This window comes from Paraburkholderia sp. WS6, from assembly GCF_030464835.1.
Lineage (GTDB): Bacteria > Pseudomonadota > Gammaproteobacteria > Burkholderiales > Burkholderiaceae > Paraburkholderia > Paraburkholderia madseniana.
In genome coordinates this window covers 1-26,833 of record NZ_JALQCK010000003.1, presented here as the reverse complement: position 1 = coordinate 26,833, position 26,833 = coordinate 1, and the positions used below count along the sequence as shown (strand labels likewise).

23 protein-coding genes and 3 pseudogenes are annotated in these 26,833 nt (G+C 60.8%); 13 read left to right on the top strand and 13 right to left on the bottom strand.

The genetic code is table 11. From position 1 onward, the window contains the following. Positions 1-3: 3 nt before the first annotated feature. Positions 4-306 (bottom strand): annotated as a pseudogene (locus M0D64_RS04520) (MFS transporter); the annotation flags it as partial. On the opposite strand from M0D64_RS04520, the pseudogene M0D64_RS04515 reads away from it, so the two are divergent. Continuing rightward, a pseudogene (locus tag M0D64_RS04515) lies at positions 299-595 on the top strand (FadR/GntR family transcriptional regulator); the annotation flags it as partial. The pseudogenes M0D64_RS04520 and M0D64_RS04515 sit on opposite strands and share 8 nt — an antisense overlap. 408 nt (positions 596-1,003) lie before the next feature. After that, positions 1,004-2,164: a porin gene (locus M0D64_RS04510; protein ID WP_266256796.1), complete on the top strand. Its 1,161-nt coding sequence runs from the start codon at positions 1,004-1,006 to the stop codon at positions 2,162-2,164. A gap of 145 nt (positions 2,165-2,309) precedes the next feature. Here the strand turns inward: M0D64_RS04510 and M0D64_RS04505 are convergent, their stop codons facing one another. Beyond that, the gene (locus M0D64_RS04505; RefSeq protein WP_266256795.1) at positions 2,310-3,203 is read right to left on the bottom strand and encodes a LysR family transcriptional regulator; all 894 of its coding nucleotides are present in this window, start codon (positions 3,201-3,203) and stop codon (positions 2,310-2,312) included. Between the two features lie 106 nt (positions 3,204-3,309). Here M0D64_RS04505 and M0D64_RS04500 point away from each other — a divergent pair, with 106 nt between their 5' ends. Then, entirely contained in the window at positions 3,310-4,191 is an 882-nt protein-coding gene (locus M0D64_RS04500; RefSeq protein ID WP_154566028.1) for an aldo/keto reductase family oxidoreductase, read from the top strand. Between the two features lie 160 nt (positions 4,192-4,351). Here M0D64_RS04500 and M0D64_RS04495 read toward each other — a convergent pair whose 3' ends face one another. After that, on the bottom strand, positions 4,352-5,251 hold the full coding sequence (locus M0D64_RS04495) for a LysR family transcriptional regulator (RefSeq protein ID WP_367619648.1): 900 nt from the start codon (positions 5,249-5,251) through the stop codon (positions 4,352-4,354). 85 nt (positions 5,252-5,336) lie between these two features. Here M0D64_RS04495 and M0D64_RS04490 point away from each other — a divergent pair, with 85 nt between their 5' ends. Next, entirely contained in the window at positions 5,337-6,113 is a 777-nt protein-coding gene (locus M0D64_RS04490; RefSeq protein ID WP_154566037.1) for an NAD(P)H-dependent oxidoreductase, read from the top strand. Positions 6,114-6,334: 221 nt separating this feature from the next. Next, positions 6,335-7,177: an alpha/beta hydrolase family protein gene (locus tag M0D64_RS04485; protein ID WP_266256793.1), complete on the top strand. Its 843-nt coding sequence runs from the start codon at positions 6,335-6,337 to the stop codon at positions 7,175-7,177. 20 nt (positions 7,178-7,197) lie between these two features. On the opposite strand, the gene M0D64_RS04480 is transcribed toward M0D64_RS04485, so the two are convergent. The 5 genes from M0D64_RS04480 to M0D64_RS04460 all read right to left on the bottom strand — a co-directional run bounded on the left by M0D64_RS04480 (position 7,198) and on the right by M0D64_RS04460 (position 11,765). Then, the gene (locus M0D64_RS04480; protein ID WP_266256792.1) at positions 7,198-8,145 is read right to left on the bottom strand and encodes an alpha/beta hydrolase; all 948 of its coding nucleotides are present in this window, start codon (positions 8,143-8,145) and stop codon (positions 7,198-7,200) included. Beyond that, on the bottom strand, positions 8,138-8,662 hold the full coding sequence (locus M0D64_RS04475; RefSeq protein WP_266256791.1) for a thioesterase family protein: 525 nt from the start codon (positions 8,660-8,662) through the stop codon (positions 8,138-8,140). Before M0D64_RS04475 ends, M0D64_RS04480 begins: the two co-directional genes overlap by 8 nt. Positions 8,663-8,767: 105 nt before the next feature. Next, positions 8,768-9,733 (bottom strand): L-carnitine dehydrogenase, encoded by a 966-nt coding sequence (locus M0D64_RS04470; RefSeq protein WP_266256790.1) that lies wholly within the window; start codon positions 9,731-9,733, stop codon positions 8,768-8,770. Between the two features lie 76 nt (positions 9,734-9,809). After that, the gene (locus M0D64_RS04465) at positions 9,810-10,739 is read right to left on the bottom strand and encodes a 3-keto-5-aminohexanoate cleavage protein (RefSeq protein ID WP_266256789.1); all 930 of its coding nucleotides are present in this window, start codon (positions 10,737-10,739) and stop codon (positions 9,810-9,812) included. A 72-nt stretch (positions 10,740-10,811) separates the two neighbouring features. Further along, positions 10,812-11,765, bottom strand: a complete 954-nt coding sequence (locus M0D64_RS04460) for a choline ABC transporter substrate-binding protein (RefSeq protein ID WP_266256788.1) — start codon at positions 11,763-11,765, stop codon at positions 10,812-10,814. A gap of 364 nt (positions 11,766-12,129) precedes the next feature. On the opposite strand from M0D64_RS04460, the gene M0D64_RS04455 reads away from it, so the two are divergent. Both M0D64_RS04455 and M0D64_RS04450 read left to right on the top strand, forming a co-directional pair. Further along, a complete protein-coding gene (locus tag M0D64_RS04455) occupies positions 12,130-13,146 on the top strand; it encodes a GlxA family transcriptional regulator (protein ID WP_233465073.1) in 1,017 nt (338 codons plus the stop codon). Between the two features lie 217 nt (positions 13,147-13,363). Beyond that, positions 13,364-13,690 carry a DUF4148 domain-containing protein gene (locus M0D64_RS04450; RefSeq protein ID WP_154566036.1) on the top strand — a complete coding sequence of 109 codons (327 nt, stop codon included), beginning with the start codon at positions 13,364-13,366 and terminating at the stop codon, positions 13,688-13,690. A gap of 146 nt (positions 13,691-13,836) precedes the next feature. Here the strand turns inward: M0D64_RS04450 and M0D64_RS04445 are convergent, their stop codons facing one another. Then, positions 13,837-14,745 (bottom strand): LysR family transcriptional regulator, encoded by a 909-nt coding sequence (locus M0D64_RS04445; RefSeq protein ID WP_154566020.1) that lies wholly within the window; start codon positions 14,743-14,745, stop codon positions 13,837-13,839. A 102-nt stretch (positions 14,746-14,847) separates the two neighbouring features. On the opposite strand from M0D64_RS04445, the gene mdlC reads away from it, so the two are divergent. From mdlC to M0D64_RS04425, 4 genes are all read left to right on the top strand, one after another. Next, positions 14,848-16,467, top strand: coding sequence for a benzoylformate decarboxylase (mdlC, locus tag M0D64_RS04440; RefSeq protein ID WP_266256787.1), 1,620 nt, complete (start codon positions 14,848-14,850; stop codon positions 16,465-16,467). Between the two features lie 54 nt (positions 16,468-16,521). After that, positions 16,522-17,973, top strand: coding sequence for an aldehyde dehydrogenase (locus M0D64_RS04435; protein ID WP_266256786.1), 1,452 nt, complete (start codon positions 16,522-16,524; stop codon positions 17,971-17,973). A gap of 355 nt (positions 17,974-18,328) precedes the next feature. Then, positions 18,329-19,600: an MFS transporter gene (locus tag M0D64_RS04430; RefSeq protein ID WP_266256994.1), complete on the top strand. Its 1,272-nt coding sequence runs from the start codon at positions 18,329-18,331 to the stop codon at positions 19,598-19,600. A gap of 210 nt (positions 19,601-19,810) precedes the next feature. Next, on the top strand, positions 19,811-20,947 hold the full coding sequence (locus tag M0D64_RS04425; RefSeq protein ID WP_266256785.1) for a porin: 1,137 nt from the start codon (positions 19,811-19,813) through the stop codon (positions 20,945-20,947). Positions 20,948-21,099: 152 nt separating this feature from the next. Here M0D64_RS04425 and bcsS read toward each other — a convergent pair whose 3' ends face one another. From bcsS to M0D64_RS04410, 3 genes are all read right to left on the bottom strand, one after another. Further along, positions 21,100-21,714 carry a cellulose biosynthesis protein BcsS gene (bcsS, locus tag M0D64_RS04420; protein WP_266256784.1) on the bottom strand — a complete coding sequence of 205 codons (615 nt, stop codon included), beginning with the start codon at positions 21,712-21,714 and terminating at the stop codon, positions 21,100-21,102. A gap of 25 nt (positions 21,715-21,739) precedes the next feature. Beyond that, positions 21,740-23,995 (bottom strand): glycosyltransferase, encoded by a 2,256-nt coding sequence (locus M0D64_RS04415; protein WP_266256783.1) that lies wholly within the window; start codon positions 23,993-23,995, stop codon positions 21,740-21,742. 107 nt (positions 23,996-24,102) lie between these two features. Beyond that, positions 24,103-24,309, bottom strand: a complete 207-nt coding sequence (locus M0D64_RS04410; RefSeq protein WP_171928320.1) for a hypothetical protein — start codon at positions 24,307-24,309, stop codon at positions 24,103-24,105. Between the two features lie 324 nt (positions 24,310-24,633). On the opposite strand from M0D64_RS04410, the pseudogene M0D64_RS44845 reads away from it, so the two are divergent. Next, positions 24,634-24,747 (top strand): annotated as a pseudogene (locus tag M0D64_RS44845) (helix-turn-helix domain-containing protein); the annotation flags it as partial. A 194-nt stretch (positions 24,748-24,941) separates the two neighbouring features. Continuing rightward, positions 24,942-25,088: a hypothetical protein gene (locus tag M0D64_RS04405; RefSeq protein ID WP_266256782.1), complete on the top strand. Its 147-nt coding sequence runs from the start codon at positions 24,942-24,944 to the stop codon at positions 25,086-25,088. A gap of 126 nt (positions 25,089-25,214) precedes the next feature. Here the strand turns inward: M0D64_RS04405 and gabD are convergent, their stop codons facing one another. Further along, on the bottom strand, positions 25,215-26,675 hold the full coding sequence (gene gabD / locus M0D64_RS04400) for an NADP-dependent succinate-semialdehyde dehydrogenase (RefSeq protein WP_266256781.1): 1,461 nt from the start codon (positions 26,673-26,675) through the stop codon (positions 25,215-25,217). Between the last annotated feature and the right edge of the window lie 158 nt (positions 26,676-26,833).

Sequence of the window (26,833 nt, the reverse complement as noted above, 5' to 3'; positions counted from 1 at the left end):
TGTTCAAGCGGCTTCGTGTCCGGCAATCTTTGCCGTTCGGGCGCGTGGGAGTGAAGGTAACGGTTCGACCTTACCGACAACGAACAGATACGACAGGGCACCGACCACGCATAGCGAGCCCGCAACCATCAGCGGAATCACAAACGAACCCTTTGTGATCGCCAGCATGACCCCGGTAAATGTGGTGATGAAAATGCCGGCGAGATTCCCTGCAAAGTTCTGGATGCCGCCGAGCGATGCCACATGAGCGGGTGTCGGCGCCACTTCGCCAACCAGGGTCCACACATTGGCGCCGGCGAACGACAAGCAGGCTAACGACGCGGCTGATCGTCAGTTTCACATGCGCATTGCCGAAGCGACCGGCAATGCGGTGCTGTTGCATATGGTCACCGCGATGTGGGACTGTGCGCGAAGCGATCCGCTGTGGACCAAGATCGAGGAACACTTTCATACGCCGGCGATGCGTGCGGCCTCACAGGAAGATCATCAGCGTATCTTTGCTGCCATCATGGGCCGCGATCCGGCGGCGGCGCGCGATGCGATGCAGGCGCATCTCGCGCGCGTGGTGGGGGAGTTTACTCAAGCGTGGCGATAAGCATGCGCACCTTTTTCGCTTGATGCTGCACGTCTTCTGAACGTGCCATTTGCGTGTTCTTTTCGCACCACGCAATTTTTTATTTTTGACGCGGAATTTATTTTCGCCGTCATATGATTGCACTGTTCGTTTTCGGCAGCGCCTCGCAAGATGCGCCTGTGTAATTCAATTGAAAACCATGCTGTAGTCAGCACGCGCTATCGACACGTTATTCAATGCGCCACACGCAATAATCAACAAACAATATCGGATGTTTTCGCAATTCGCACGGCGCCGGCCTGCGAATACGTTGCCTATCCGTTGCCTATGCGTCCGTAGATCTTGTTGGCGGCCAACGCGCTAGCCAGTGGGAGTCGAGCGCACACAATTGATTACGTCCATCACCGCTAAATCACGGAGCCAACAGGTATGAAAAAGTCTCTACTCGTGGTCGCGCTTTCCGGCGCCTTTGCTATTTCAGCGCATGCGCAAAGCAGCGTGACGCTCTATGGTCTCATTGACGCAGGATTGATCTACACGAACAATCAGGGCGGACATAGCAACTGGCAGGAAGTGACCAGTTCGACGCAAAACACGGTCTTCGGTCTCAAGGGTTCGGAAGATCTCGGTGGCGGCTTGCATGCGGTCTTCAAGCTGGAGCAGGGATTCCTTTTGAATAACGGCGCCCAGGCGTTCTCCGGCGATGGTTTCGGCTCTCAGGCGTGGGTCGGTCTGCAAAGCGATCCATACGGCACGGTGACGTTCGGCCGCCAGTTTGATGTGATGAACGACCTCGTCGGTCCGCTCACGGCGGAGTTCAACACGTGGGGCGGCAACATGGCTGCGCATCCGTTCGAAAACGATAACCTTGCCGGCAATTCGGTCGTTTTCAACAACACGGTCAAGTACACGAGCCCGACGTTCAGCGGCGTCACGTTCGAAACGATGTATGCCTTCAGCAATAAGGCAGGCAGCTTCGCGAACAACCGTTCATACGGCTTCGGTGTTTCCTATACGCAAGGGCCCGTCAATCTTGCTGCGGGATACCTGCAATTGAACAACGCAGGCAGCGCAGGCGGCGCCGTTACCACGGGCGACACCAGCGCGAACTTCCTTGCGCAACGCCAGCGTATCTGGTCGCTGGGTGGCAACTACACGTTCGGACCCGCCACCGTTGGCCTGGTGTGGAGCCATACGCAGATGGACAACGCGTCGGGCGTCTTCTCGTTCGGAACCGGCACTTACCTCGGTGCGAACGACGCTTCTGCCGGAACCCTGAGTGGCTCGCTGCGCCTCGACAACTACGAAGCGAACGTCAAGTACGCGCTCACGCCTGCGTTGACTTTGTCGGGCGCTTATACCTACACCCATGGTGCGTATAACGGCTCGTCGCCGGGATGGAATACGGGGATGCTTCAGGCCGACTATTCGATCAGCAAGCGCACCGACTTCTATCTTGAAGGCGTCTATCAGAACGTGCACGGCGCACCGGCTGATTCCGTGCTCTCGCATGCCATGATCAACACGCTCTCGCCTTCGTCGTCGAATACGCAAGTGGCCGTCACGGTGGGGATGCGTCACGCATTCTGATCGGCCTCGCGTCACGTGATCTGTTATGACGGATGCCTGCACCTTGGCAGGTATCCGTCGACACTGAGAGTTTCACGAGTAGGGTGGTCTTCACGGTGGTCTGGCAACAGTCGAGCCAATATAAGGCGCAGTTAAAACGCTCGCGCTAAGCACCCGCCTTCAGGAAATCGACAAATGCGCGCAATGGTGCCGGCAAGTGACGGCGGCCCGGATAGTAAAGAAACGGCCCTGAAAAGCGCTGCCACCACGGCTCCAGAATCGGCTCCAATGCCCCGCTATCGAGATGCGGGCGCAGCATGTCCTCGAACAGGTGAATCACCCCTACGCCTGCGACAGCAGTACTGATTGCAAGGTCGATTGCCGCGCCGGGCCTGACGAGAAGCGGTCCCGACGGATTCAACTGCACTACCTCGCCGTCGCGCTCGAAATACCAGGTCGGCGTAGCGCCGCCGGCAAACTGGCCACGCAAGCACGCATGAGCCAGCAGGTCGCGCGGATGCTCGGGTCTGCCATGCGTGTCGAGATAGCCCGGCGTCGCGGCGGTAGCGAAGCGCTGCACACGCGGACCGATTGGCATCGCGATCATGTCCTGCTCGAGCCGCTCGTCGTAGCGAATGCCCGCATCGCAACCGATCGACAGCACATCGACGAAGCCGTCCTCCACCACAACCTCCACGCGTATGTCGGGATAGGCCTTCAAGAACTGGGGAATGACGGTCGGCAACACGATGCGTGCGGCGCTCGACGGCACGTTGAGTTTGAGCGTGCCGCTCGGCTTGTCCCTGAAGCGGTTCAGGACGTCCAGCGCGGCTTCCATTTCGCTGAACAACGGCGTTAGCTTTTCGATCAGACGCAATCCGGCTTCGGTCGGGGCCACGCTGCGTGTGGTTCGGTTGAGCAGGCGCATACCCAGCTTCGATTCGAGACGGCGCACGGCAATACTGAGACTGGAGGCGGAGACGCCGCTGATGCGCGCGGCGTCGCGAAAGCCGCCAGTGCGCGCGACTGATACGAAGGCGGCAAGATCGTTGAATTCCATGGCCATTGTTTAAAATGTTTAACAACCCGTGCAATTTAGGCCGGATTATCGAACAACGCAATCCTCGTCATACTGCTGCTCAAACCCTCACCTCAAGGAGCGCGCTATGTCGAACTTCACCCCTGTGGACACATTTCCGCTGGCTGGCCACCCCGTGCAACGCATGGGCTATGGCGCCATGCAACTGGCCGGACCCGGCGTATTCGGACCGCCGAAAGATCGCGACGCGGCGATCGCCGTGCTGCGCGAAGCAGTGGCGTCGGGCGTCAATCACATCGATACGAGCGACTTCTACGGGCCCCACATCACCAACCAGTTGATTCGCGAAGCACTGCATCCGTATCCGGACGACCTCATGATCGTCACGAAGGTTGGCGCGGTTCGTGGCAGCGATGGCTCGTGGTTGCCGGCGCTCGAGCCGGAAGATATCGAGCGCGGCGTCCACGACAACCTTCGCAATCTCGGTGTCGACGCACTCGACGTCGTCAATATGCGAATCATGGGCGACGTGCATGCCCCGTCCGAAGGGTCGATCGAAAAGCAGGTCGTGGCGCTTGCCGAACTTCAACAGCGAGGGCTGGTTCGCCATATCGGCTTGAGCAACGCAACCGCGGCCCAGGTTGCCGAGGCACAGGGCATCGCGGAGATTGTCTGCGTACAGAATCACTACAACCTGGTTCACCGGGAAGACGATGCGCTGGTCGATGAACTGGCGGTGAAGGGCATCGCATACGTACCGTTCTTCCCGCTTGGCGGATTCACACCGATCCAGTCGTCAGCGCTTTCCACGATCGCGCAAACGATCGGTGCGACGCCGATGCAGGTGGCGCTCGCCTGGCTCCTGCATCGCGCGCCCAACATCCTGCTGATTCCGGGCACTTCGTCGCTCGGGCATCTGCGGGAGAACATGCAGGCAGCACACTTGAGATTGACCGACGAGGTGCGCGCTGAACTGGACGCAATTGGCGGCAGGAATGAGAAGGCGTAATCGCACTTATTGGATTGCGCGCACGATCCGCTTCGGGTCGATGCTATCGATGTCCGTGCGCCGATGGACCCGCCCGGTAGCGCAGCGCATCGACCAGCACGGCCTTTTCAACCACTCATTGCGTTGGCACCGACCTAGGCCACGGCACATGCACAGGCGTTCAAGTCGCCACCGCGTCCACGATGCATTCCCGCAACCATTGGTGCGCCGGGTCTCGATGAGAGCGCTCGTGCCAGAGCATCGCCATTTCATAGCCCGGCACTTCAACCGGCGCCTCGACGACTCTGAGCGCGCCATTGCCGCGCACCAATCGCGCCGGCACCATCGCCACGAGGTCCGTACTCGCCAAGGCTGACATCACAAACAGGAAGTGCGGAACCGAAAGCACAACCCTGCGCGTGAGACCCACCGCAGCCAGTGCCTCATCCGTGACGCCGCTAAACCCGCCACCATCCGGCGACACGATCACGTGCTCCAGTTTGCAGAACTGCGCAAGCGTTGGCCGGCGCTTCAGGCGCGGATGGTCCGCGCGGCCTGCCAGCACATACCGCTCCTTGAAAAGTAGCCGCCCGCGCAATCCGGGCGGCGCGCCTTCGCTGGTATGGAATGCCAGATCGATGTCTCCCTGTTCCGCCTGCTTCGCGATGCGTGGCGGAACAGCTTCCACGATCGCGAGCCGGGTGCCGGGCGCCGCCGTGCGCAAGCTGGACAGGACGGGCAGCAGGATCGTCGATTCGGCATAGTCGGTCGCGGCAACGCGCCACGTATGACTCGCTTCGGTTGGATTAAACGGGCTGGCCGGCGACACCGCGTGCTCAAGCGCATCGAGCGCCTGGCGCAAAGGTTCGCGCAATTCTTCGGCCCTCGCGGTGGGGCGCATGCCTCGGGGACCCGGCAGCAACAGCGGGTCGCCAAAGATATCCCGCAGCTTGGCAAGATGCACGCTGACCGACGGCTGAGAGAAGTTCAGGCGTTCGGCTGCACGGGTCACATTGTGCTCCGACAACAGGACATCGAGTGTCACCAGCAGGTTGAGATCCAGCCTTCTGAGATTATTCATGGCAATACCTGACATGTTGGTTATTCATTTCCAATATACCGGCAAGAGACCTATCGTGGCGCTTTCTCGCAAAGGAGGTCAGGTCATGAATGTTCTTCTCGTCTATGCACATCCGGAACCCCGGTCATTGAACGGGTCCCTTAAGGACTTTTCGGTCAAGCGTCTCGAGGACGCCGGCCACGTTGTCCAGGTATCCGATCTGTATGCGATGAACTGGAAAGCATCGCTCGATGCAAACGACAGCCTGGACAGGCAACCGGGCGCGCGTTTCGATGCCTCTCTCGATTCGAAGCGTGCTTTCAAAGACGGACGGCAAAGCCAGGACATCGCACTTGAACAGGAGAAGCTGAGGTGGGCGGACGCAGTGATTCTGCAGTTTCCGCTGTGGTGGTTCTCGATGCCTGCGATCCTGAAAGGCTGGGTGGAACGCGTCTATGCATATGGCTTCGCGTATGGAGTCGGGGAGCACTCCGACGCGCGCTGGGGCGACCGTTACGGGGAAGGCAACATGGCGGGCAAGCGGGCAATGCTGGTCGTGACAACTGGTGGCTGGGAGTCACATTACAGCCCGCGCGGTATCAACGGGCCGATCGACGATGTCTTGTTCCCCATCCAGCACGGCATTCTGTATTACCCTGGTTTCGACGTGTTGCCACCGTTCGTGATTCATCGGACAAGCCGGATTGACGAAGCACGATTTTCAGAAGTCCGTGACGAACTCGGGCAACGTCTCGATGACCTTTGGAAGACTGCGCCGATACCGTTTCGCCGGCAGAACGCCGGCGCATATGACATCCCGGCGCTTACATTGCGACCTGATGTTGCTACGGATCAGGTTGGCTTTTCAGCGCACATTGAATAGATGCGTTGCGTTCCCCACATTCGTGCGCAGGGCGTAACTGTTAAATAGAGGTTCGGGTTGGGCCACTCCAGCTCCCGCTGGAATGGCGCCAAGCTGACGAGACCGTATGCTTCGCTGAAATTTGGTTGTAAGTCGCCGTTGTTAGAGTCGTTGACAGAATTTTGCCGCTAGATGCCAGACAGTGTTCTTTGGACACATAGAAAGGGGGAGAGCGACAAACCATGAAAATGAATCGTGTGTTCTGGCTCATTCTGACGCTGCTTTTTACGAACCCGGTCTGGGCGTTCCAGTCCAGGGTCGTCACCATTCCCAGCGCGGCCATGCATAGGTCGTTTGAGGCGACTGTGGTGCTGCCTGACCAATACACGCACGGCAAAGCGGCCGATCGCTTTCCCGTCGTCTATTTGCTGCACGGCTCGGGCGGCGACTACACCGACTGGACCACGAATTCGCACATCGGCAAACTGGCCGACCGCTATCACGTGATCCTCGTCATGCCGGACGGCGGTCACGAGAGCTGGTATATCGACAGCCCTGTCGATCCGCGCAGCCGTTACGCAACCTATGTAGGTACAGAAGTCGTCGGATATATCGACACGCATTTCCGTACGATTGCGACGCGCCAGGCGCGCGCGATTACGGGGTTGAGCATGGGCGGCTTCGGGGCGCTGCATATCGCGCTAGATCGGCCGGACGAATTCGGCGCGGCAGGAAGTATTAGCGGAGCGGTCGATCCGCGCGGGTGTGAGGATGAGCCCGGGATCGATCAGGTATTTGGTGATCCGACTCGCCACGCCGACTTCTGGAACAACGAGGCGATTGTCGAGAACGCCCGTAGTCTGGGAAATGCGCATATTGCGCTGACGATCGATTGCGGGGTGAACGATTCGCTTGTTCAGTCGAACCGGATGCTGCATGCGCGGCTCGTCGAGTTGGGCGTGCCGCATGATTACGCGGAGCGGCCTGGCGGGCATACGTGGAAGTATTGGGCGAATGCGGTGCAATACCAAGTGCTGTTCTTTGCCAGTTCATTCAAGCGGAGTGGCGGAGCGGCACAGACGTGACGCGTGCATGGCTTGAGCCATCACTGCATGCCTGAATGCTCGCTTAGAAACTGGCAGACAGTGTGATGCATTGCCTTTACGCCGGGACTCGATTCGAGCGCACGCCAGCACCCATGTACGAGTCCGGTTCCAATCCACAACCGGGCCTGGCCGCCGGCCGTATTAACGCGTTCGACAAACACCGTCGCGTCGTCCCGCAACGGATCGTGTTCAACACCTACGGCAAGTGTCGGCGGGAGTCGGTCGAAGCGTGCCGCATCGAGCGGTATCGTCCACGCAGGATAGGGTGGCCGTTCGCCCCAATACAGATCGCGAAACGCACGGACATCGGCAAGCGTGAGCATCGGCGCGTGCGCTTCGCTTTCGCGCGCGGGCATTTGCGGCTCGGTGCCGAGCATTGGATAGATCAGCGCAAGTCCGCGCACGCCTTGTAGACCGTCATCGCGCAACCGCATCGCGACGCTGGCAGCAAGCGTGGCGCCGGCACTGTCACCCGCTAACTGCAGTGCGCCACCTGAGAGCGACTCGAACGGCAACTGGCCGGCCAGTGCGGCGAGCGTAATCTCCAGGCAATCCTCATGCGCTGCCGGAGCGCGGTGTTCGGGAGCCAGCCGGTAGTCGACCGCAATTACATCGAGTCCGGTATCCGTGGCAATTCGTGCGGTTACGATCTCGTGACTATCTAGCGAGCCGAGCACGAAGCCGCCACCGTGAAAGTACAACACGGTGCCGACGGGTGTCCCGCTCGCCTTTCTACGATTTCGATAAAGCCGCAACCTGATCAGATGCCCCGCGCTCGCCTGAAACACAGCGTCTTCGGTTATCACATCGGCTGGCAAAGGCGGCGTGAGTGCCGCCGCATAGCGATCGTAAATCGCGCGCTGTTCGCTCGGCGGCAATGAAGTCGAATGCCCCGCATAGATGGCGGCGGTCCGTTCGATGAACGCAGCGATCTCGGGCTCAAGCATGCTCATTCCCCTCGCTACTCATACGCGGCGCCTTGACAGGCAAGCCGATCACGCGGCCTGCAAACCTGGCCGTCGGCAACCCAGTATGCGCTTCTGCCAACGCCCGCACGCGCGCCTCGACATCCGGGTCGAAGGCAACAGCGCGTGGTCCGCCGGTATCCACATGCAGCAGCATCTGTTCGCCTGCGGCCACCGGTTCAATGCCCTCATCAGCGAACATTTCGAGGTACAGATGCAGCCGCTTCGCATCATGCCCAAGCACGCGCATATCGACGCGAACCTGCACACCCTCCTTGATTTCATGCAGGTAGTTGATATGCGCTTCGAGCGTATAGATCGAGCGGCCACGTTCCTTGCGCACCGAATCAGGTAGCCCGATCACATCGATCAAGGCATCAGTCGCGAAGCTGAAAATCAGCATGTAGAACGCGTCGCGCAAATGGCCGTTGTAGTCGACCCACTCGGCGCGCACGACGTCGCGATAGCAGGGCAGTGAAGCATGGTGCGGCGTAGGCATATGCAATCGTTTCCTTTATCCCTATGAGCCTTGCTGGCCACAGCGATCTTGTGCCGCAGACGCATCCCGGTGGATGCTGGGCGGAGCGTCTTCCGGCACACAGTATCACTCCGCAGGAAGCATGCCGTGCCGCGCCTTGGCTTCTCCAATCGCCGCCAGCACACTCGTAATGCAATCGTCCCGATAGCGCTCAAGCTGCTTGATCGAGCGCTGCCCAACCTGTTCGGATGTTCCGTCCACCACCCGGTCGATCAATTCGTCAGTGAGCTGCGGCGCTACCAGTTTAGTCCACGGCAGCTCCAACGCGGGTCCAAACTGCTGCATGAAGTGGCGCATACCCGCATCGCCGCCTGCCAGGGTGTAGGTCAGGAACGTGCCCATGAAAGACCAGCGGATGCCCGCGCCGAAGCGGATCGCATCGTCGATTTCGCCCGTGGTCGCCACGCCTTCGTTGACCAGATGCAGCGCCTCGCGCCACAGCGCTTCGAGCAAGCGGTCGGCGATAAAGCCGGGCACTTCCTTGCGTACGAGAAGCGGGCGCATCGACAGCGAACGATAAACCTGCATCGCGGCGTCGATGGTCGCCGGTGCGGTACGTTCACCGCCGAGCACTTCGACGAGCGGCAGCAGATACACCGGATTGAACGGGTGCCCGACGATGCAACGCTGCGGATTCACCGCCCGTGCGTAGAAATCGCTCGGCAGCAAGCCGGAAGTGGATGAGGCAATGATTGCATCAGGCTTCGCCGCATGGCTGATCTGCTCGTGCAAGGCGAGCTTCAATTCTTCGCGTTCGGGCGCGCTTTCCTGAATGAAATCCGCCTGTTCGACACAGGCTTCAATCGTATCGACGAAACGCAGCCTGTCGGGCGTTGCGCCCTCGGCGAGGCCGACGCGCTCCAAGGCTGGCCAAGCATTCGCGATGTTCTCGCGCAATTGTTTCTCCGCGCCGGGAGCGGGATCCCACGCGACGACGTCGAGTCCGTGGGCGAGCGCGCGCGCGACCCAGCCGCTGCCGATCACGCCCGCGCCGATTGCCGCAAATGTTTTGATATCGACGATCACTGCCATTGCTAATGTTTCCTTTGCCTATGAGTTTTCAGGTTCCGCAGCGCGCTATATGAAGCGCAATGGGTACGCGACATCTTCACGCGTACTGCCCGGCCACGCGCCGCTCCAACTGCCGCTCGCCACGCGCGGGCAAGCCGAGTTTGCGGCGGCCTTCCGCGGGTGTCAGCGCGCGCCCGCCGAGCCGTTCGATGATCTCGACCGCGCGTTGCACCAGCGTGCCGTTTGTTGCATGCACACCTTTGTCGAGCCAGATGTTGTCTTCGAGGCCGACACGTACGTGGCCGCCGAGGAGCATCGCCTGCGCGACCATCGGCATCTGCATGCGGCCGATGCCGAAGCCGGCCCATTGCGCGCCAGGCGGAAGGCTGTCCGCCATCGCTTTCATCGTCGTGGTATCGGCGGGCGCGCCCCATGGAATGCCGAGGCAGATCTGGAACAGCGGCGGCGCGTCGAGCAAACCTTCCTTGAGCAATTGTTTTGCGAACCACAGATGCCCGGTATCGAAGATCTCCAGCTCCGGCTTCACGCCGAGTTCCTGAATACGCTGCGCGCCGGCCCGCAGTTGCGCGGGCGTCGACACGTAGATGTAGTCGCCGTCGCCGAAATTGAGCGTGCCGCAATCGAGTGTGCAGATTTCCGGCAGCAGTTCCTCGACGTGCGCAAGGCGCGTCAAGCCGCCGACGAGGTCGGTTCCCGCGCCGAAGCGCATCGGATCTTCGCCGGGACCGATCTCGAGATCGCCGCCCATGCCCGCTGTCAGATTGATGATCACGTCGGTGCCTGACGAACGGATCCGGTCGACAACTTCGCGATACAACTGCGGATCGCGGCTGCCGCGGCCGGTTTTCGGATCGCGCACGTGGCAATGCGCGACGGTGGCGCCGGCTTTTGCGGCTTCGATAGCGGCTTCTGCAATCTGCTTCGGCGTGACGGGGATGGCCGGATGCTTGCCGACCGTATCGCCCGCGCCGGTGACCGCGCAGGTCACGATGACTTCATGATTCATGCGTGCTAGTTCCTGTGGATTGAAATGCGTGACTGGATGGATGCAAATCGGACTGGGTTAGAGCCGGCCCCCTCAAAGCCCGAGATAGGCTTTCACCGCCGGCAAACCGTCTTTACCGTCATACGTCTTCACGCCTGAGAGCCACGCATCCAGTACTTGCGGGTTCTTCTTCAGATACGCTTTGGCGGCATCGGCAGGCTTCTCCTTGTTCATCACCGATTGCATCACCACGTTCTCCAGTTGCGTCGAAAAGCGCAGATTGCTCACGAGCTTGCCGGCGTTCGGGCAACGCGTCAGAAAGTCGGGGGACGTCAGCGTATAAACGCGTGCTTCGCCATCGTTCGGACCGAATACGCCGTCGCTGCCGGTGAGGTATTTCATATCGATCTGGATATTCATCGGATGCGGTTCCCAGCCGAGAAACACCACCCATTTCTTCGAGCGAATGGCGCGATCCACCGAAACCAGCATGCCCGCTTCACTCGATTCGATCAGCTTGAAATCGCCGAGGCCGAACTGATTGCTGGCGATCATTTTCTGAATCGCCGCGTTCGCGCTGCTGCCGGGTTCGATGCCATAAATCTTGCCGTCGAGCTGATCGCGGTGTTTGGCGATGTCGGCGAAGGTCTTCAGGCCGGCGTCGTATTCGTAGCTCGGCACGGCGAAGGTCGCTTTAGCGCCGGTCAGGTTAGGCGGTTGCAGCACCTGAATCGATTTCGAATCGATGAACGGCGTGATCGCTTTCTCCTGCACCGGCCACCAGTAGCCGAGCGATACGTCGAGCTGTTTGCTCTTCAGGCCCGCGAACGAAATCGGCACCGACGCGACGGTCGTCACAGGCTGATAGCCGAGTCCCTCGAATACGGTCGAGGCGAGCGCCGTGGTCGACGTGATGTCTGTCCAGCCGATGTCGGCAAAATGCACCGCGCGGCAGGTGGCGGGATCCTGTGCGAGTGCAGGCGACGCAGCGACGACAGCCGCCAGACAGGCAAGATGGGCAAGCAAGGCTTTGACGCGTAACTTCATGACGTTCCCCCTTCGGACACGTTGAACAGCGTGTTACGAAATGGCCGCTGCAAGAAAAAAACCGAGCGGCCCCCGGACCTGCGCGATACGGCTCGAGCCATGCTTGAGCAGGGCTTGAGTTGCACGAGTGACGTAACGTTAATGCCCCATATTCCTGCCAAAGCGACCGCCAGCGACCCGTTCTTGCTCCCACGCGACAACGAGGGAAAACCAGCATCGTTCGTCATTGCGGTGCAGCATCGATTTGCAGCAGTGAATTTTGGTGCGCCTTGCCGGCTTGCGCGCTGCTTGCTACGCTCGCCCGGAACCCCGCGTTCGCTTGCGGCTTGTGTCCCTCTGTGTCCCTGATCGAGTCATCTGCACGATGCCCGAAGATATGTCGTTCCTGCTGCTGCCTGGCTTTTCGGCGATCGGCTTCATGTCGGCGGTCGAGCCTTTGCGCGTGGCGAACCGCTTTCGCGGCGATCTCTACCGCTGGCGCATTCTGAGTCTCGACGGTGCCCCAGTCGCGGCCAGCAACGGTATTTCGATCAATGCGGAAGCGGCAATCGCCGATGTCCATGAGGCGCAGACGGTATTCGTCGTCGCGGGCTTCGAGCCGCTCGCCTGCTATACGCGCGTGCTCGGCGATTGCCTGAAGCGGCTCGAGCGCGCGGGCGCGACGCTTGGTGGCATCGACACGGGCAGCTTCATCCTTGCGGAAGCCGGGCTCCTGAGCGGCTCGGACAGCGTGACCGTACATTGGGAAGCGTTGTCGGCGTTCAGCGAGCGCTATCCGTCGCTGAACGCAAGTCAGGAGCTGTTTGAAATCGGTGCGCGGCGTATTACCTGTGCGGGCGGCACGGCGTCGATCGACATGATGCTCGACCTGATCGGCCGCAAGCACGGCGCAGCGTTGGCCTCGGCGGTGTCGGAACAGTTTGTCGTGAGCCGGATCCGGCAGCGTTCGGACCATCAGCGGATGGAAATTGCGGCGCGTTACGGCGTGCACAACCGCAAGCTGATTCAGGTGATCGGCGCAATGGAACAGCATATGGAAGAGCCGCTGACGCCCGACCAGCTCGCAGAGGAAATCAGCGTGACGCGGCGGCAACTGGAGCGGTTGTTCTGTGCGTCGCTGAAGGACACGCCGACGCATTTCTATCTGCAACTGCGCCTCACCCGTGCGCGCGAGTTGCTGCAGCAGACGGACATGTCGATCACATCGATTTGCGTCGCATGCGGATTCGAGTCGCCCTCGCATTTTTCGCGGACGTATCGCGCGCGGTTCGGCGTGAGCCCGAGAAGCGACCGGCAGGTGACGGGCGGCAGAAATGGTAGCGCGGTGTTGTCATCAAGTGAGGCAACCCAGGCATCGACTCCCGCATTGTCGGAAAGCTGACTTCGTTGCGCGCGAAGCCTCAAACATTGAGAGCCTGATCTGCCGGCTTGATGACTCATATTTCAACAAGCGTTCACCGCAATTGTGCCGTTTCTAGCAACAGTGAATTCGCTTATTAGGGGTTTACCCTATATCTGCTGCCTCCTAGACTGTCGTCACTGGCTGCAAACAAACACGTTTGCAGCGCCGCAAAAAACAATCTCTGGAGGTAGTCGTCATGAAATCCCTGATCGAAGCTGTTGTTATCGCCGCTCTCATTACTGCGCCGCTCGCTGCTTTTGCTCAATCCAATCAGCCGGTGACCCGCGCCCAAGTGCGTGCGGAGCTGGTGCAACTGGAAAAAGCGGGTTACAACCCGGCTTTGTCGAATGCGGATGACTACCCGGCAAACATTCAGGCTGCTGAAGCCCGCGTCGCTGCACAAAACGGCGTCGCCCAAACCAGCGGTTATGGAACGGCAACGAACGGCTCGTCGCAAGCAGGCAGCCGCACCGAAACGACGCCGAGCTCGTATTCGGCTCCGGTTGTCAACGTCGGTCATTAATAGGCGGTGGCGCGAGCAGTAGTCTCGCACCCGCTTGATTGACCGCGATTGACAGCGGCCCCGCTTTCACTTGAATGTGAAAGCGGGGCCGCTGTGCTATTGAGCGTTGAATGAGGCCTTCGGCGCTCCTGGCCTCATGCGGGCACTTAACCCTGAACGGCAGTCAACTGCCTGAGTTGCTCCAGCAGCTTCACCGCCGGACTCGGCAGAATCCCCTGACGGCGCCGAAACGCCGTCAACGTACGGCGCGCGACGAGACCCGGAATCGGCAGCGTATCGAACACGCCGGCCGCACTTTCGGTGTCGTACATTGGCGTCGCCATCCAGCTTAGAAATCCCGCACGCGTCACCAGGCTTTTCAACACGGTGATCGAGCGCGTCTCGACGGCAATCTGCGGCATGCCGAGCCCATGCTCGGCAAACACATGCTGCATATGCTCGAACGGACCCGTCCCACGAGGCGGCACACACCACTGCTGATCGAGTGTGTCAGCGAGCGATAAATCCGTTTTGCCTCGCAGCGGATGATCGAGCGCGGCGACCACATAGCTCGTGTCCTCCCATCTGCAATCGGCAATCGCGGTAATCTCGTCCGTGTCGGGCACCGCCATGCTGAGCGCGAGGTCGATCTCGTGTTTCATCAGGCTGTCAGCAAGCCGGTCCCATACCCCCTCCATGATCTCCACACGCAGATTCGGCCAGCGCGCGAGCACGCCGCTCACCGCGAGCGGCAGCACGAGCGTCGCGATGCTCGCCACCGCGCCGACGCGAATCGTCCCTTTCGCGAGGCCGCGCATTGCGTCGATCTCCTCGCGCGCGTGATCGGCTTCGCGTTGCAGCAGCGTGGCGTGCGGCAGCAGCGCGCTGCCGATCGCAGTAAGCTGCATACCCTTCGAATGCCGTTCGAACAGCGGTGCGCCGACCTGATCCTCGAGCCGCTTGATGGTGCGGCTCAGCGCGGGCTGCGTGACGTGCAGCACCTCCGCGGCACGGCCCAGGCTGCCGCTCGCGACGATGGTTGCAAACGCGTGCAATTGCTGAAGATTGAAAGTCATGCGCAAAAGTAATGCCTTTTCTCAAAAAAGGCAATTTTCAATCAACCTCGAGCTTCCGATAATGAGCCATCAAGAAACGGCGCTCATCACTAGGAGACATGGATGACCAGCAACGCGCCCCGTTCAGATGCATCGGGATCTTCTCAACACGAACCCTTCACCGTGCGCCACGCCGTCATCGATCTCATGCGGCGCCTCGGCATGACTTCGGTGTTCGCCAATCCGGGGTCGACGGAATTACCGCTGTTCCGCGATTTCCCGCCAGATTTCCGTTACGTGCTGGGTTTGCAGGAAGCAGTCGTGGTCGGCATGGCCGACGGTTACGCGCAGGCCACCCGCAACGCTTCGTTTGTCAATCTGCACTCGGCGGCGGGCGTGGGCAATGCGATGGGCAACATCTTCACCGCGTTCCGCAATCGCACGCCGATCGTGATTACCGCCGGGCAGCAGGCCCGTTCGATTCTGCCGTTCGACCCGTTCCTCGCGTCGGCGCAAGCCACCGAATTGCCGAAACCGTACGTCAAATGGAGCATCGAACCGGCACGCGCCGAAGACGTGCCGCTGGCGATCGCGCGCGCCTATCACGTGGCGATGCAGGAGCCGCGCGGGCCGGTGCTGGTGTCGATTCCCGTCGACGATTGGGACCGCGCCGCGGAGCCGGTGCCGGCACGCGTAGTGAGCACCGAGACGCGGCCGGAGCCGTTCGTGCTGGCGCAGATCGGCGCGGCGCTCGATGCCTGTGAACGGCCGGCTTTCGTGGTGGGCGGCGCTGTCGACCGCGCTGGCGGCTGGGACGAAGTCGTGCGTCTTGCCGAACGCCACAACGCCCGCGTGTTCGTCGCGCCGATGACGGGCCGCTGCGCGTTCCCCGAAGACCACCGCCTGTTCGCCGGTTTCTTGCCGGCGATGCGCGAGAAGATCGTCGAGCTGCTCGGCGGCCATGACCTGATCTTCGTAATCGGCGCACCGGCCTTCACGTATCACGTCGAAGGTCACGGCCCGCATCTGCCTGCCGGTGCAACGCTGTGCCAGTTGATCGACGACCCGGCCATTGCGGCATGGGCGCCGACCGGCACCGCGGTGGTCGGCAATATTCGCCTCGGCGTGACCGATCTGCTGACGCGGCCCGCGCCGAAGACGCGCCCCTTGCCCGCGCCACGCGCCGCATCGCCGCGTGCAGAGCCGTCTCCGTTGATGTCGGTAGCGTTCGCCTTGCAGACCCTCGCCGAAGTGCGCCAAGCGGACGACATCGTGGTCGAGGAGGCGCCGAGTTCGCGGCCGGTCATGCAGAACTATCTGCCGTTCACACGCAGCGGCACCTTCTACACGATGGACAGCGGCGGCCTGGGCTTCGGCATGCCGGCTGCTGTCGGCGTGGCGTTGGCGAAGCCCGGCATACGCGTGATCGGCCTGATCGGCGACGGCTCCAGCATGTATTCGATCCAGACCATCTATAGCGCCGTGCAGATGAAATTGCCGATTACATTCGTGATCCTGAACAATTCACGCTATGCCGCGTTGCAGGATTTTGCCCCGGAATTCGGCTTTGGTCCGAGCGATCCGGTGCAAGGCACCGATCTGCCGGGACTCGACTTCGTAGCACTTGCTGCGGGCATGGGGTGCCAGGGCACGCGCGTGACCGACGCCGAACGCCTGCACGACGTGCTGCGCGACGCGTTGGCGTCATCTGGACCGATGCTGGTCGAAGTCGTCGTGGCTTGAGCTCAGGCGAGCGTCGCGCCCGCATTCATAAAACTTTCCGCAGGAGACAACACGATGCAGAGTATTTCGATGCTGATCAACGGCGCAGCCGTGCAAGCGAGCAACGGCGCCACCTTCGAGCGCCGCAATCCGCTCGATGGAGAAGTCGCGACGCGTGCTCCCGCGGCGACGGTTGCCGACGCGGTAGCCGCCGCCGATGCCGCGGCAGCGGCGTTTCCGGCATGGTCCGCGCTGGGGCCGAGCGAGCGCCGCGCGCTGCTGATGAAGGCCGCGCATGCGCTGGAAGCACGCAGCGAGGCGTTCGCCGCGGTGATGGCAGCGGAGACGGGCGCGTCGGCAATGTGGGCCGGCTTCAATGTGCATCTCGCTGCCGGCGGATTGATGGAAGCGGCAGCACTTACTACGCAGATCGGCGGCGAGTTGATCCCGTCCGACGTGCCCGGCAGCCTCGCGATGGGCGTGCGTCAGCCGGCCGGCGTCGTGCTGGGCATCGCGCCGTGGAACGCACCGGTGATCCTCGCCGTGCGTGCGATCGCGTTGCCACTCGCATGCGGCAATACGGTCGTGCTGAAGGGTTCGGAAATCTGCCCCGGCACACACGGACTGATTATCGAAGTGCTGCAGGAAGCGGGCTTGCCGAAGGGCGTGGTGAACTTCGTCACCAATGCGCCGGCCGATGCTGGCGCGGTCGTCGAGGCGCTGATCGCGCATCCGAAAGTCCGGCGTGTCAATTTCACCGGCTCCACGCATGTGGGCAAGATTATTGCGGCGACGTGTGCGCGCTATTTGAAACCGTCGGTGCTGGAACTCGGCGGAAAAGCGCCGTTGATCGTGCTCGACGACGCGGATCTCGATGCAGCCGTCAATGCTGCTGCATTCGGTGCGTTCACCAACTCGGGGCAGATCTGCATGTCGACGGAACGGATCATCGTCGACGAACGGATCGCCGATCAGTTCGTTGCAACGTTCGCGCAGAAAGCGCGCGGCCTGCCGCTCGGTGATCCACGCAAGGGACCAGTGGTGTTGGGATCGGTCGTCGACATGAGCACGGTGGAACGCTGCAATGCGCTGATCGACGACGCGCTGGCCAAAGGCGCCACGCTCGTCTGCGGGGGCAAGGCGGACAGCACCTTGATGCCCGCCACGCTGCTCGACCACGTCACACGTGCCATGCGCATCTATGGCGACGAATCGTTCGGACCGGTTAAGGGCATCGTGCGCGTCAACGGCGAAGACGAAGCCGTGGCCTGTGCGAACGACAACGAGTATGGGCTTTCGTCGGCTGTGTTCAGCCGCGATATCGCGCGCGCGATGAATGTCGCGCGGCGCATCGAATCGGGGATCTGCCATGTCAACGGGCCGACCGTTCACGACGAAGCGCAAATGCCGTTCGGCGGCGTGAAAGGCAGCGGCTTTGGACGCTTCGGTGGGCAGGCGGGGATCGCAGAGTTTACGGATTTGCGCTGGATTACGGTGCAGACCACGCCGCGTCATTATCCGTTCTGAAGGGCGGAGTGCCGTTGCGGCCGCTGCGTATCGCTACGCGCAATTTCTCCGCAGCGATACGAAGTGTCGTGAAAGCCATGCATACATGTCATGGCTTTTGCGCGAAACGGCAATGTCAAAAGCCGTTCGCTCGCTCACATACTGACTAAAAAACGTGACCTCAAAAGCGCGGCGCCCAGATCGCGCACACAAACCAGGAGACAGCTTCATGACGAGTTATGTACCGCCGGCCGGCTCGGCCAGTGCGGCAACCGGCAAGGCCAACGCGCCACTTGCCGGCCATCAGGCGGGAGTCGAGGAGGGGCGCTATGCCGTCGATATCGGCCGCACGCTCGACGAAGGTCCTTACACCACGATGCAGAAGATCGTGGTGTTTCTCGCGGCCTTGTCGATCGTTCTGGACGGCTTCGACAGCCAGTTGATCGGCTTTGCGATTCCCGTGCTGATCAAGGAATGGGGCGTCACGCGCGCGGCTTTTGCACCGGTGGTCGCGGCCGGTTTGATCGGCATGGGCATAGGCAGCGCGTGTGCCGGGCTGCTGGCCGATCGCTTCGGCCGCCGCTGGGCGGTGATCGGCAGCGTGCTGGTGTTCGGCGCCGCCACCTGCGGCATCAGCTTCGCCCCCGACATCGTGACGATTGCCGTGCTGCGCTTTATTGCGGGGCTCGGTATCGGCGGCGCGTTGCCGAGCTCGACGACCATGACCGCGGAGTTCACGCCGGCTCGCCGCCGCACCTTGGCGGTCACCGCGACGATTGTCTGCGTGCCGCTCGGCGGCATGGTGGCGGGATTGTTCGCGCATGAAATTCTGCCGACGTATGGATGGCGCGGCTTGTTCATGATCGGCGGTGTGCTGCCTCTCGCGCTCAGCGTGTTGTTGTTCTTCACATTGCCCGAATCGCCGCGCTTTCTCGCCCGGCACCCGCGGCGCTGGCCGGAACTCAAACGCCTGCTTGGCCGGATGTCGCGTCCGGTGGCCAGCGGCTGCGTGTTTACCGACTCGCGCGAACAGGCTGTTGAAAAACATACGGGTTTTACAGCGTTGTTCCGCGAGGGCCTCGCGCTCGATACGGTGGCTATCTGGTGCGCGTTCTGCCTGTGCCTGCTGGCCGTCTATAGCGCCTTCAGTTGGCTGCCGACGATGCTGAGCACGCAGGGCTTGTCGGTGTCGGTGGCGGGGGCGGGGCTCACCGCATACAACCTCGGCGGTGTGGTCGGCGCGTTGCTGTGCGCGGTGGTGATCGCCCGTACCGGTTCGCGCTGGCCGTTGATTATCTGCAGCGCGGGTGGTGCGGCGAGCGCGTTGCTGCTGCTCGGTGTGAACATCTCCGACCACACCGGCTTGCTGATATTCGGTCTTGGCGTACACGGCCTGTTTGTCAACGCGGTCCAGTCGACGATGTTTGCGTTGTGCGCTTATGTCTATCCGACCCGTGTGCGTGCAACCGGTACCGCATCGGCGCTCGCGTTCGGCCGGCTCGGCGCGATTGCCAGTGCGTTCGCGGGTGCGGTGGTGATTACGGCGGGCGGTGCATCGTCATACCTGTGGATGCTCGGCATCGCGATGGTGATCGTGATGGTCGCGCTGATGGTGGTCAAACGTCATATTCCGAAGCCGGGCGGTTGAAGGACGCAATGTCCTGAATCGCGGTGACCGGGTTTGACACGCGGATCGCCGCTATCTGAAGCAGTCAATCTTTAGCGTATCGGACGGCTTGAATAGCGGTCGGTATCGTCACGTCTGTCATTAGTATCGCTACATAAAAACGCTGCGTGCGGGACGCATACGGATTGGTGTGCGCTCACACAAAGCACTAGTCCAGGAGACTCGGAGATAATGAAATACAAACTCGCTTTGGGCAGTATGTTGCTCGGTATCAGTGCATCGTCGTTCGCGCAGAGCAGCGTGACGTTGTACGGAATCATCGATACCGGCATCGAACTGGTGACGCATGCAAACGCAGCGGGCGATAGCGTCGTGCGGATGCCGGGCATCACCGGCGAATTTCCGTCGCGCTGGGGGATTCGCGGCAAGGAGGGATTGGGCGGCGGGTTGTCCGCGGTCTTCGTACTGGAAAGCGGCTTTAACACCAAAGCCGGCACGCTCAATCAGGGTGGCCGGTTGTTTGGACGGCAAGCCTTTGTGGGTCTCGAGAGTCCCTACGGTACGTTGACTTTCGGCCGCCAGTACACGATGACCTATTGGGCGATACTCGATTCCGATCTGCTCGGCCCTGATATATACGGTGGCACGGGTTCGTTCGATCAGTACATGCCGAGCGCGCGCAGCGACAACACGATTGCGTATAAAGGCACGTTCTCGGGCTTCACGTTCGGCGCGACCTATTCGTTCGGCCGCGATTCAGCGGGTACCGGCAATTCGCCGGGGCAGGGCACCTGTGTGGGGTCGATTCCGGGCAGTTCGCAGAGTTGCCGCGAATGGTCGACGATGTTGCGTTATGACATGAACGGCTACGGCGTGGCGGGCGCCTATGACGAGCAACGCGGCGGCCCGGGCGCGGCCGCGAATCTGTTCGACGGCACGGCGCCTTTTGCGCTGACACAACCTGGCGACGAGGACGTGCGGATGCAGTTGAACGGCTACGGACACATCGGCCCGGTAAAACTCGGGGCGGGTTGGCTTGGCCGTCACGTCGAGACGGTGTCGCCGGCGTTGCCGGATGTGCGCTCGAATCTGTACTACGTGACTGCGGCCTATAACGTGACGCCTGCATTCATTCTCGACGGCGGCGTGTACCGCATCATCAATCGTGCCGACGACACCCGCGGCACAATCGCTGCGCTACGCACCACATATCTGTTGTCGAAGCGTTCCGCGGTTTACCTGCAAGGGGCGTATCTGTTCAACAGTCCGCATGCCGCTTATACGGTGAGCCAGGGTGGCGGAGGCACGACGCCGGCGCCGGGCATCGGGCAACTCGGCGTGATGGCCGGCATTCGCCATTCGTTCTGAGCGATACGCTGAAAATGCCGTAGCGGTGAGTTCGGCAAGGGCCTTTGAGGATAATTGCCATTCGCCACGCTCGCCGAGCGTTTGCCGTAGCGCGCCCGGTTCCTTGGCCAGTAGTACTCCGATTGCATTGATCGTGGTTTCGGAGCGCAGGGTCAGAATCCCTTGGTCAGTTCGATACCGCCATAAAAGGAACGTGGCTGGCCGCTCGTCTTCTTCACGCCGGCATAGAAGCCCATGTCGAATTTCTCGCCAATCTTGATGCCCGTTAGCACAAGGCCGCCTTGCGTGGCCCGATAGTCGGGGTCGCCGTGCTTGATCACTTCGACGCCGGCCCACGCATCGCCGAACGTTCGATGCAGAAAGCGGGCTCGGCCCCAATAGGATGCCGGTCCGATCGTGTAAAAACCAATCCCGTTAAAAGCCCATTCCTGACCGAAATGCTGCTCACCCTGCAAACCAAGCGAGAGCCCCCACTGGCTGCCGTCGGCACGTGCGTTAGCACCGGATGGTGTCACGCGGTTATCGCGAAACCGCGGACCGGTCGATGCTTCAACCCATCCGCCTTGCCAGGCAGCCTGCGCGCCCAAGGCTGCCTCGACTGCCTGCCCCCTGACCTTGACAGTCGTTCCGTTCGTGCCGTACTGATAGTAATAGTCGCTGATCGCGAGCCGCTCGGTCAGGAATCGACTTGAAAAAAATGGTGCCGTGCCGCCGAGGTATTCGTTGCGTTCGCCTTGCTCGGCGATCGATGCGCCGGCAAATATCAACGGCTCCCCTGCGTGCGCCGACAGGCTAAATGGCAGGGCGCAAGCGGCGATTGCGATCGCTATCCGGCGAGGTATTGCTCGATTGTTCGGCGTGGTTTTCGTCATCTTCGTTCCCGAGATTTTGCAGCGTCAGCGAATGACGCGACGTGACGTTGTATAGATGCATTTGCCCAGTCGGCGTATCCAGGCTTCCGCTCGAACCCAATGAGACGCGCTGCGTCGTTTCACTGCCCGCCTGGCGCTGGCGCAGAAATACCTCCTGGCTCGTGTCGAACTCGCCATTGCAGAGGATCCACCACATGTCGCCGGTATCGCGTACCGCCGACACCACGGCAACGGGTACCGGATGAGCGTCGCGTGACCGGATCAAGAATCCCGGCGCCCAATGAGTACCCGCACCCAGCACACTCGTACTGGTGGGGGTGCCGCGCGCAAGACGCGTCAACAGGGTTGTCCGCTGGTCAGTCACGCCTCCCTGTTCGAATTGCAGACTGCTGCCGAACAGGAACGTCTCAAGTGGGCGACTCAGGTCTGCCGAAGCCCAGCTAAAGCGCAATCCGATTGTTCGATCAGAATTGGCGATGCCGCGATCGCCTCCGACGAACGTAACACTGGCCTTTGTACGTATGACGAGGTTCGGCAGGTGGATCTCGACCTCAGGGCTGCTTTCAGGCGACAACCAGACGGGAACTTCTCCGTGGTAAAGCGCACCGCTTGCCGAAAGGTCCTCCGATAGACCCAGACACGACCTGCCGTCCAGAGTCAGCATCATCGGTATATGCAATGGGAAGCGATATTCGGTGCGTCGGTTCTGCGCCCGGTGATAACTGAACCATGCGATGACACTCGCGGTTGCGATCGTGGAGCATGCCCATACTGTGTTCGCGGCACCGGCACTCACCGGTAACGTGCCGTGATACATCCGGTAGAAGCCGACCGGAATGCTCAATGCGGTCAGCCCTGCAACAATTAGCGATGGCGACAGCCAGAGCCAGGCGCGGCCCGCAAGCGACAATTCCTTGCTGGTGACCGAGAAGCCGATCTTCCTGCGAAACAGGCCAGCGGTCGTTAACATGAATGCAAAGAAGCGCACCATGCCGTACTGCTCGCTCAGAAACAACGCGCCGTAGCCCCGTGCCAGTTCCGTGTACATCAGCGACGAAAGCGCGTAGTACACCAGGAAATAGGTCAGAAATTCGCTCATCGGTGCGCTGATTGGCAAGATGCCAAAGAAGAATACCGCGGGCGAAGTGACGAAGAAGACGAGCTTTTGCCATCCCTCGAAGTAAATGAGCATCGACGCGAGGTAGTTCAGCCGCTGCGCCAACGTCAGGCCAGGGCTGGAAAGAATGTGTTCGCGCCGTAGCACCTGCATACCACCCATGCCCCAACGAATCCGCTGCTGCAGGTAGGTGTCGATGCTATGCGGAGCCAGCCCGAATGCAAGCGATTCTGGCTGGTACACCGAGCGATATCCCTGCTTGTGCAGCTTGATCGATGTGTGGATATCTTCTGTGACCGTCTCGGTCGCAAAGCCGCCGATCGCTTCCAGCGCGCTGCGGCGTAGCACCGCGCAGCTACCGCAGAAGAAGGTTGCATTCCACGTATCCTTGCCGCGCTGGATAACTTTGAAGAAGAGCGACTGCTCGTTCCAGACGCGACGCCCTCCCATGCGATGATTGAATGAATCGACGTTGTAGAAGTCCTGCGGCGTCTGTACGAATGCGACCGTCGGATCGGCAAAGTAGCCTAGCGTCTTGTCGAGGAAATCCTTGCGCGCCGCATGGTCCGCGTCGAAGATCGCGATGAATTCGCCGTTGCTGTGTTCGAGGGCGTTGTTCAGATTGCCAGCCTTCGCGTGACTGTTTTCACTTCGCGCAAGGTAGTCGCAGCCGAGTTCGCGTGCCAGCACCAGCATTTCCTCGCGATGGCCGTCGTCGAGCAACCAGGTCCGGTGCGGATACCTGATATTTTGCGCTGCCTGCAACGTGCGGCGAACCAGCTCGGCCGACTCGTTATACGTCGGCACGAACACGTCGACGGTCGCATCGCGTATCGGCGTTGGCACCGCGCGTACGGCTAACCGATAGGTCATCAAGAGGTAAAGCAAGCCTGTGACGAAACCGAATAGTTCTGCGCCGTAGAGCGGGATCGAAAAAAGCGGGAGATGCCAGTTGATGGCTGTCAGGCGCCAACTGAAGTACCACAGTCCGCAGATCACATAAGCAATTGCTATGACGGTGATATGGATCGGCGGTTTTTCAGGGGTCAAATCGTTCATGTGATGCCCTCCATCGTATCGGGTTCGACATCATTCCCAGCCGGAGAGAAAACCAAACGTCATTTAGCGCAACAGCGGCTCCGCTGGATGACTGGTAATGCGCCACGTCACGTAGGCCACGAAACGGCCTCCAGTGCGGCTGCCACGATCGCCATTTCGCGGAACGCGTGATTCTCGAATTTGAGGGCGGAACCTTGAAAGAAAAACGGATAGGAGAGGAACAGCGCTGAGGTCTTGAGGAGCAGGCAGACATTTACCGCGGTGACGAGCCCGACGGCCCGGAGTTGCTCGCCTGCGACGATGGTGGTGCTCATGTGCTCCTCCGGGTTCGCATTGATCTCGCAAAGACCGACGGCAAGTGCTCCAGGACCGTATACAGGCGGTCTGCGGTTCACGCTAGCCTGTGCTGCCGGGCGCTTCGGTATCGCCAGGCATTCGTCGGTTGGTATGAAGTATAGGCTGTGGATGCCGGCGTCTGCGAACCATTCGGTAGACATTTCGGTATCACGGGCCCCCGAACTGTCGCGTAGTTCCCGAATGGACATTTCAGCCGACCTTCTTAGGTCAGTTTCCGTTCCGTTGGTCCCCAAAAGACGATGTACAAGTGTTGACTCCGGTCGGCTAACGGGCGTCCGTTAGTGCGGCGCCTTGAGGCGGTGAAGTTGTTCGAGAGAGGTTGGACTCCTGACAGTGTTGCTGAGACCCTGGGCGTGGCGGTCGAAACGGTCAAACGCTACGTAGCCAGGCTCGATGCAAACGGCATCAAGGAGATCGAAATCGCGATGGGTTCGTTTGTGCTGGCGATGGCGCACGTGTTCGTCGCCGCTCGTAGCCTTGCCGTGATGTTCGTGTCGGGCACCGCATGCCATAGACCATCCGTGCACAGCAGAAAGGCGTCGCCGTCATGTAACGACTCAATCGAGTTGACGCATGGTGTGATGTCGCCGTGTACGCCAAGTGCGCGATCGAGAAGATTCGGGCTGATTCCGTCGAATGGCAGGCCGGCGTCGGCCATGCATTGCAACAGACTGTGGTCGCGCGTGCGATGGATCAGTACGCCACGCCGGAACGGCTCGGCGGCAACTCTAAATAGAGAGGTGGAGTTCGCGCGCGAACCGATTTGCGCGCCAGGTGCACTTCACTAAGTGCTACGCGCAACAGGATTCTGTAGGCGTAGCTTCCGGCGTAAGTTCAATATTCAAGCCTTTACGGTAAAGGCTCAGATACCACCGACGCACATGTACTTGATGACGACGTAGTCGTCGATACCGTAGTGCGAGCCCTCGCGGCCGAGACCGGATTGCTTGACACCACCGAACGGCGCGACTTCGTTCGAAATCAGGCCGGTGTTGATACCCACCATGCCATATTCGAGCGCTTCGGCGACACGCCACACGCGGCCGATATCGCGACTATAGAAGTACGACGCGAGGCCGAATTCCGTATCGTTGGCGAGGCGGATCACTTCTTCATCCGACGAGAAGCGGAACAGCGGCGCGAGCGGGCCGAAGGTTTCGTCGCGAGCGACCTTCATGGCCGGTGTGACATCCGCGAGCACGGTCGGTTCGAAGAAGCCATGACCGAGCGCATGGCGCTTGCCGCCGGTGACGATGCGTGCGCCTTTGGCGAGGGCGTCTTCGATATGCGATTCGACCTTGAGCACGGCGGCTTCGTTGATCAGCGGACCTTGCGTGACGCCGTCTTCGGTGCCGCGGCCGACTTTGAGTTGTTCGACGGCGACGCGCAGTTTTTCGGCGAATGCGTCGTAGACTTTATCGTGCACGTAGAAGCGATTCGTGCAGACGCAGGTCTGGCCGCTATTGCGATATTTCGACGCGATGGCGCCCGCGACGGCCGCATCCAGATCCGCGTCTTCGAAGACGATGAACGGTGCGTTGCCGCCGAGTTCGAGCGACACTTTCTTGACCGTCGGCGCGCACTGCGCCATCAGCAGACGGCCGACCGGCGTCGAGCCGGTGAACGACAGTTTGCGCACGATCGGATTGCCGGTCATTTCCGCGCCGATGGCTTTCGGCTCACCGGTGACGACATTGAACACGCCGCGCGGCACACCGGCGCGTTCGGCCAGCACGGCGAGGGCGAGTGCGGAGAGCGGCGTGGCTTCGGCCGGTTTGACGATGATCGGGCAGCCGGCTGCGAGTGCGGGGCCGACCTTGCGAGTGATCATGGCTGCCGGGAAATTCCACGGCGTGATGGCTGCGCAGACACCGATCGGTTCTTTCGTCACGACGATGCGTTTGTCGTTTGCCGGTGTGGGGATGGTGTCGCCGTTGACGCGTTTGCCTTCTTCTGCGAACCATTCCAGGAACGAGGCGGCGTAGAGGATTTCGCCTTTGGCTTCGGCGAGGGGTTTGCCTTGTTCGGTGGTCAGGATCTTTGCCAGATCGTCGGCGTTTTCCAGCATGAGGTCATGCCATTTACGCAGGATCGTGGCGCGTTGTTTGGCGGTGGTGGCTCGCCATGCTGGCCAGGCGGCGTTAGCCGTGTCGATTGCACGGCGGGTTTCGGGTGTGCCCATGCGGGGCACTGTGGCGATTGTTTCGCCTGTGGCGGGGTTTTTTACTTCGAACGTCGTGCCGTCGTCGGCGGATTGCCATTCGCCTGCTATGTAGGCTTTTGTTTTTAGGAGAGAGGGGTCTTTTAGGACTAGCGTCGGCATTTTTGGTTTGCTCCAGGGGGTTTGGATTTAAGGTTTTTTGCCTTCGCGGCGCTTTTTGTCCGTGTTCCTGGGGCTTTGGCCTTTCCTTGTTTTGTTAGTGGTTTATTAGCGTTCCCCCTGTGCGGGGGGGCACCTACTTTTCTTTGCCGGCTGCAAAG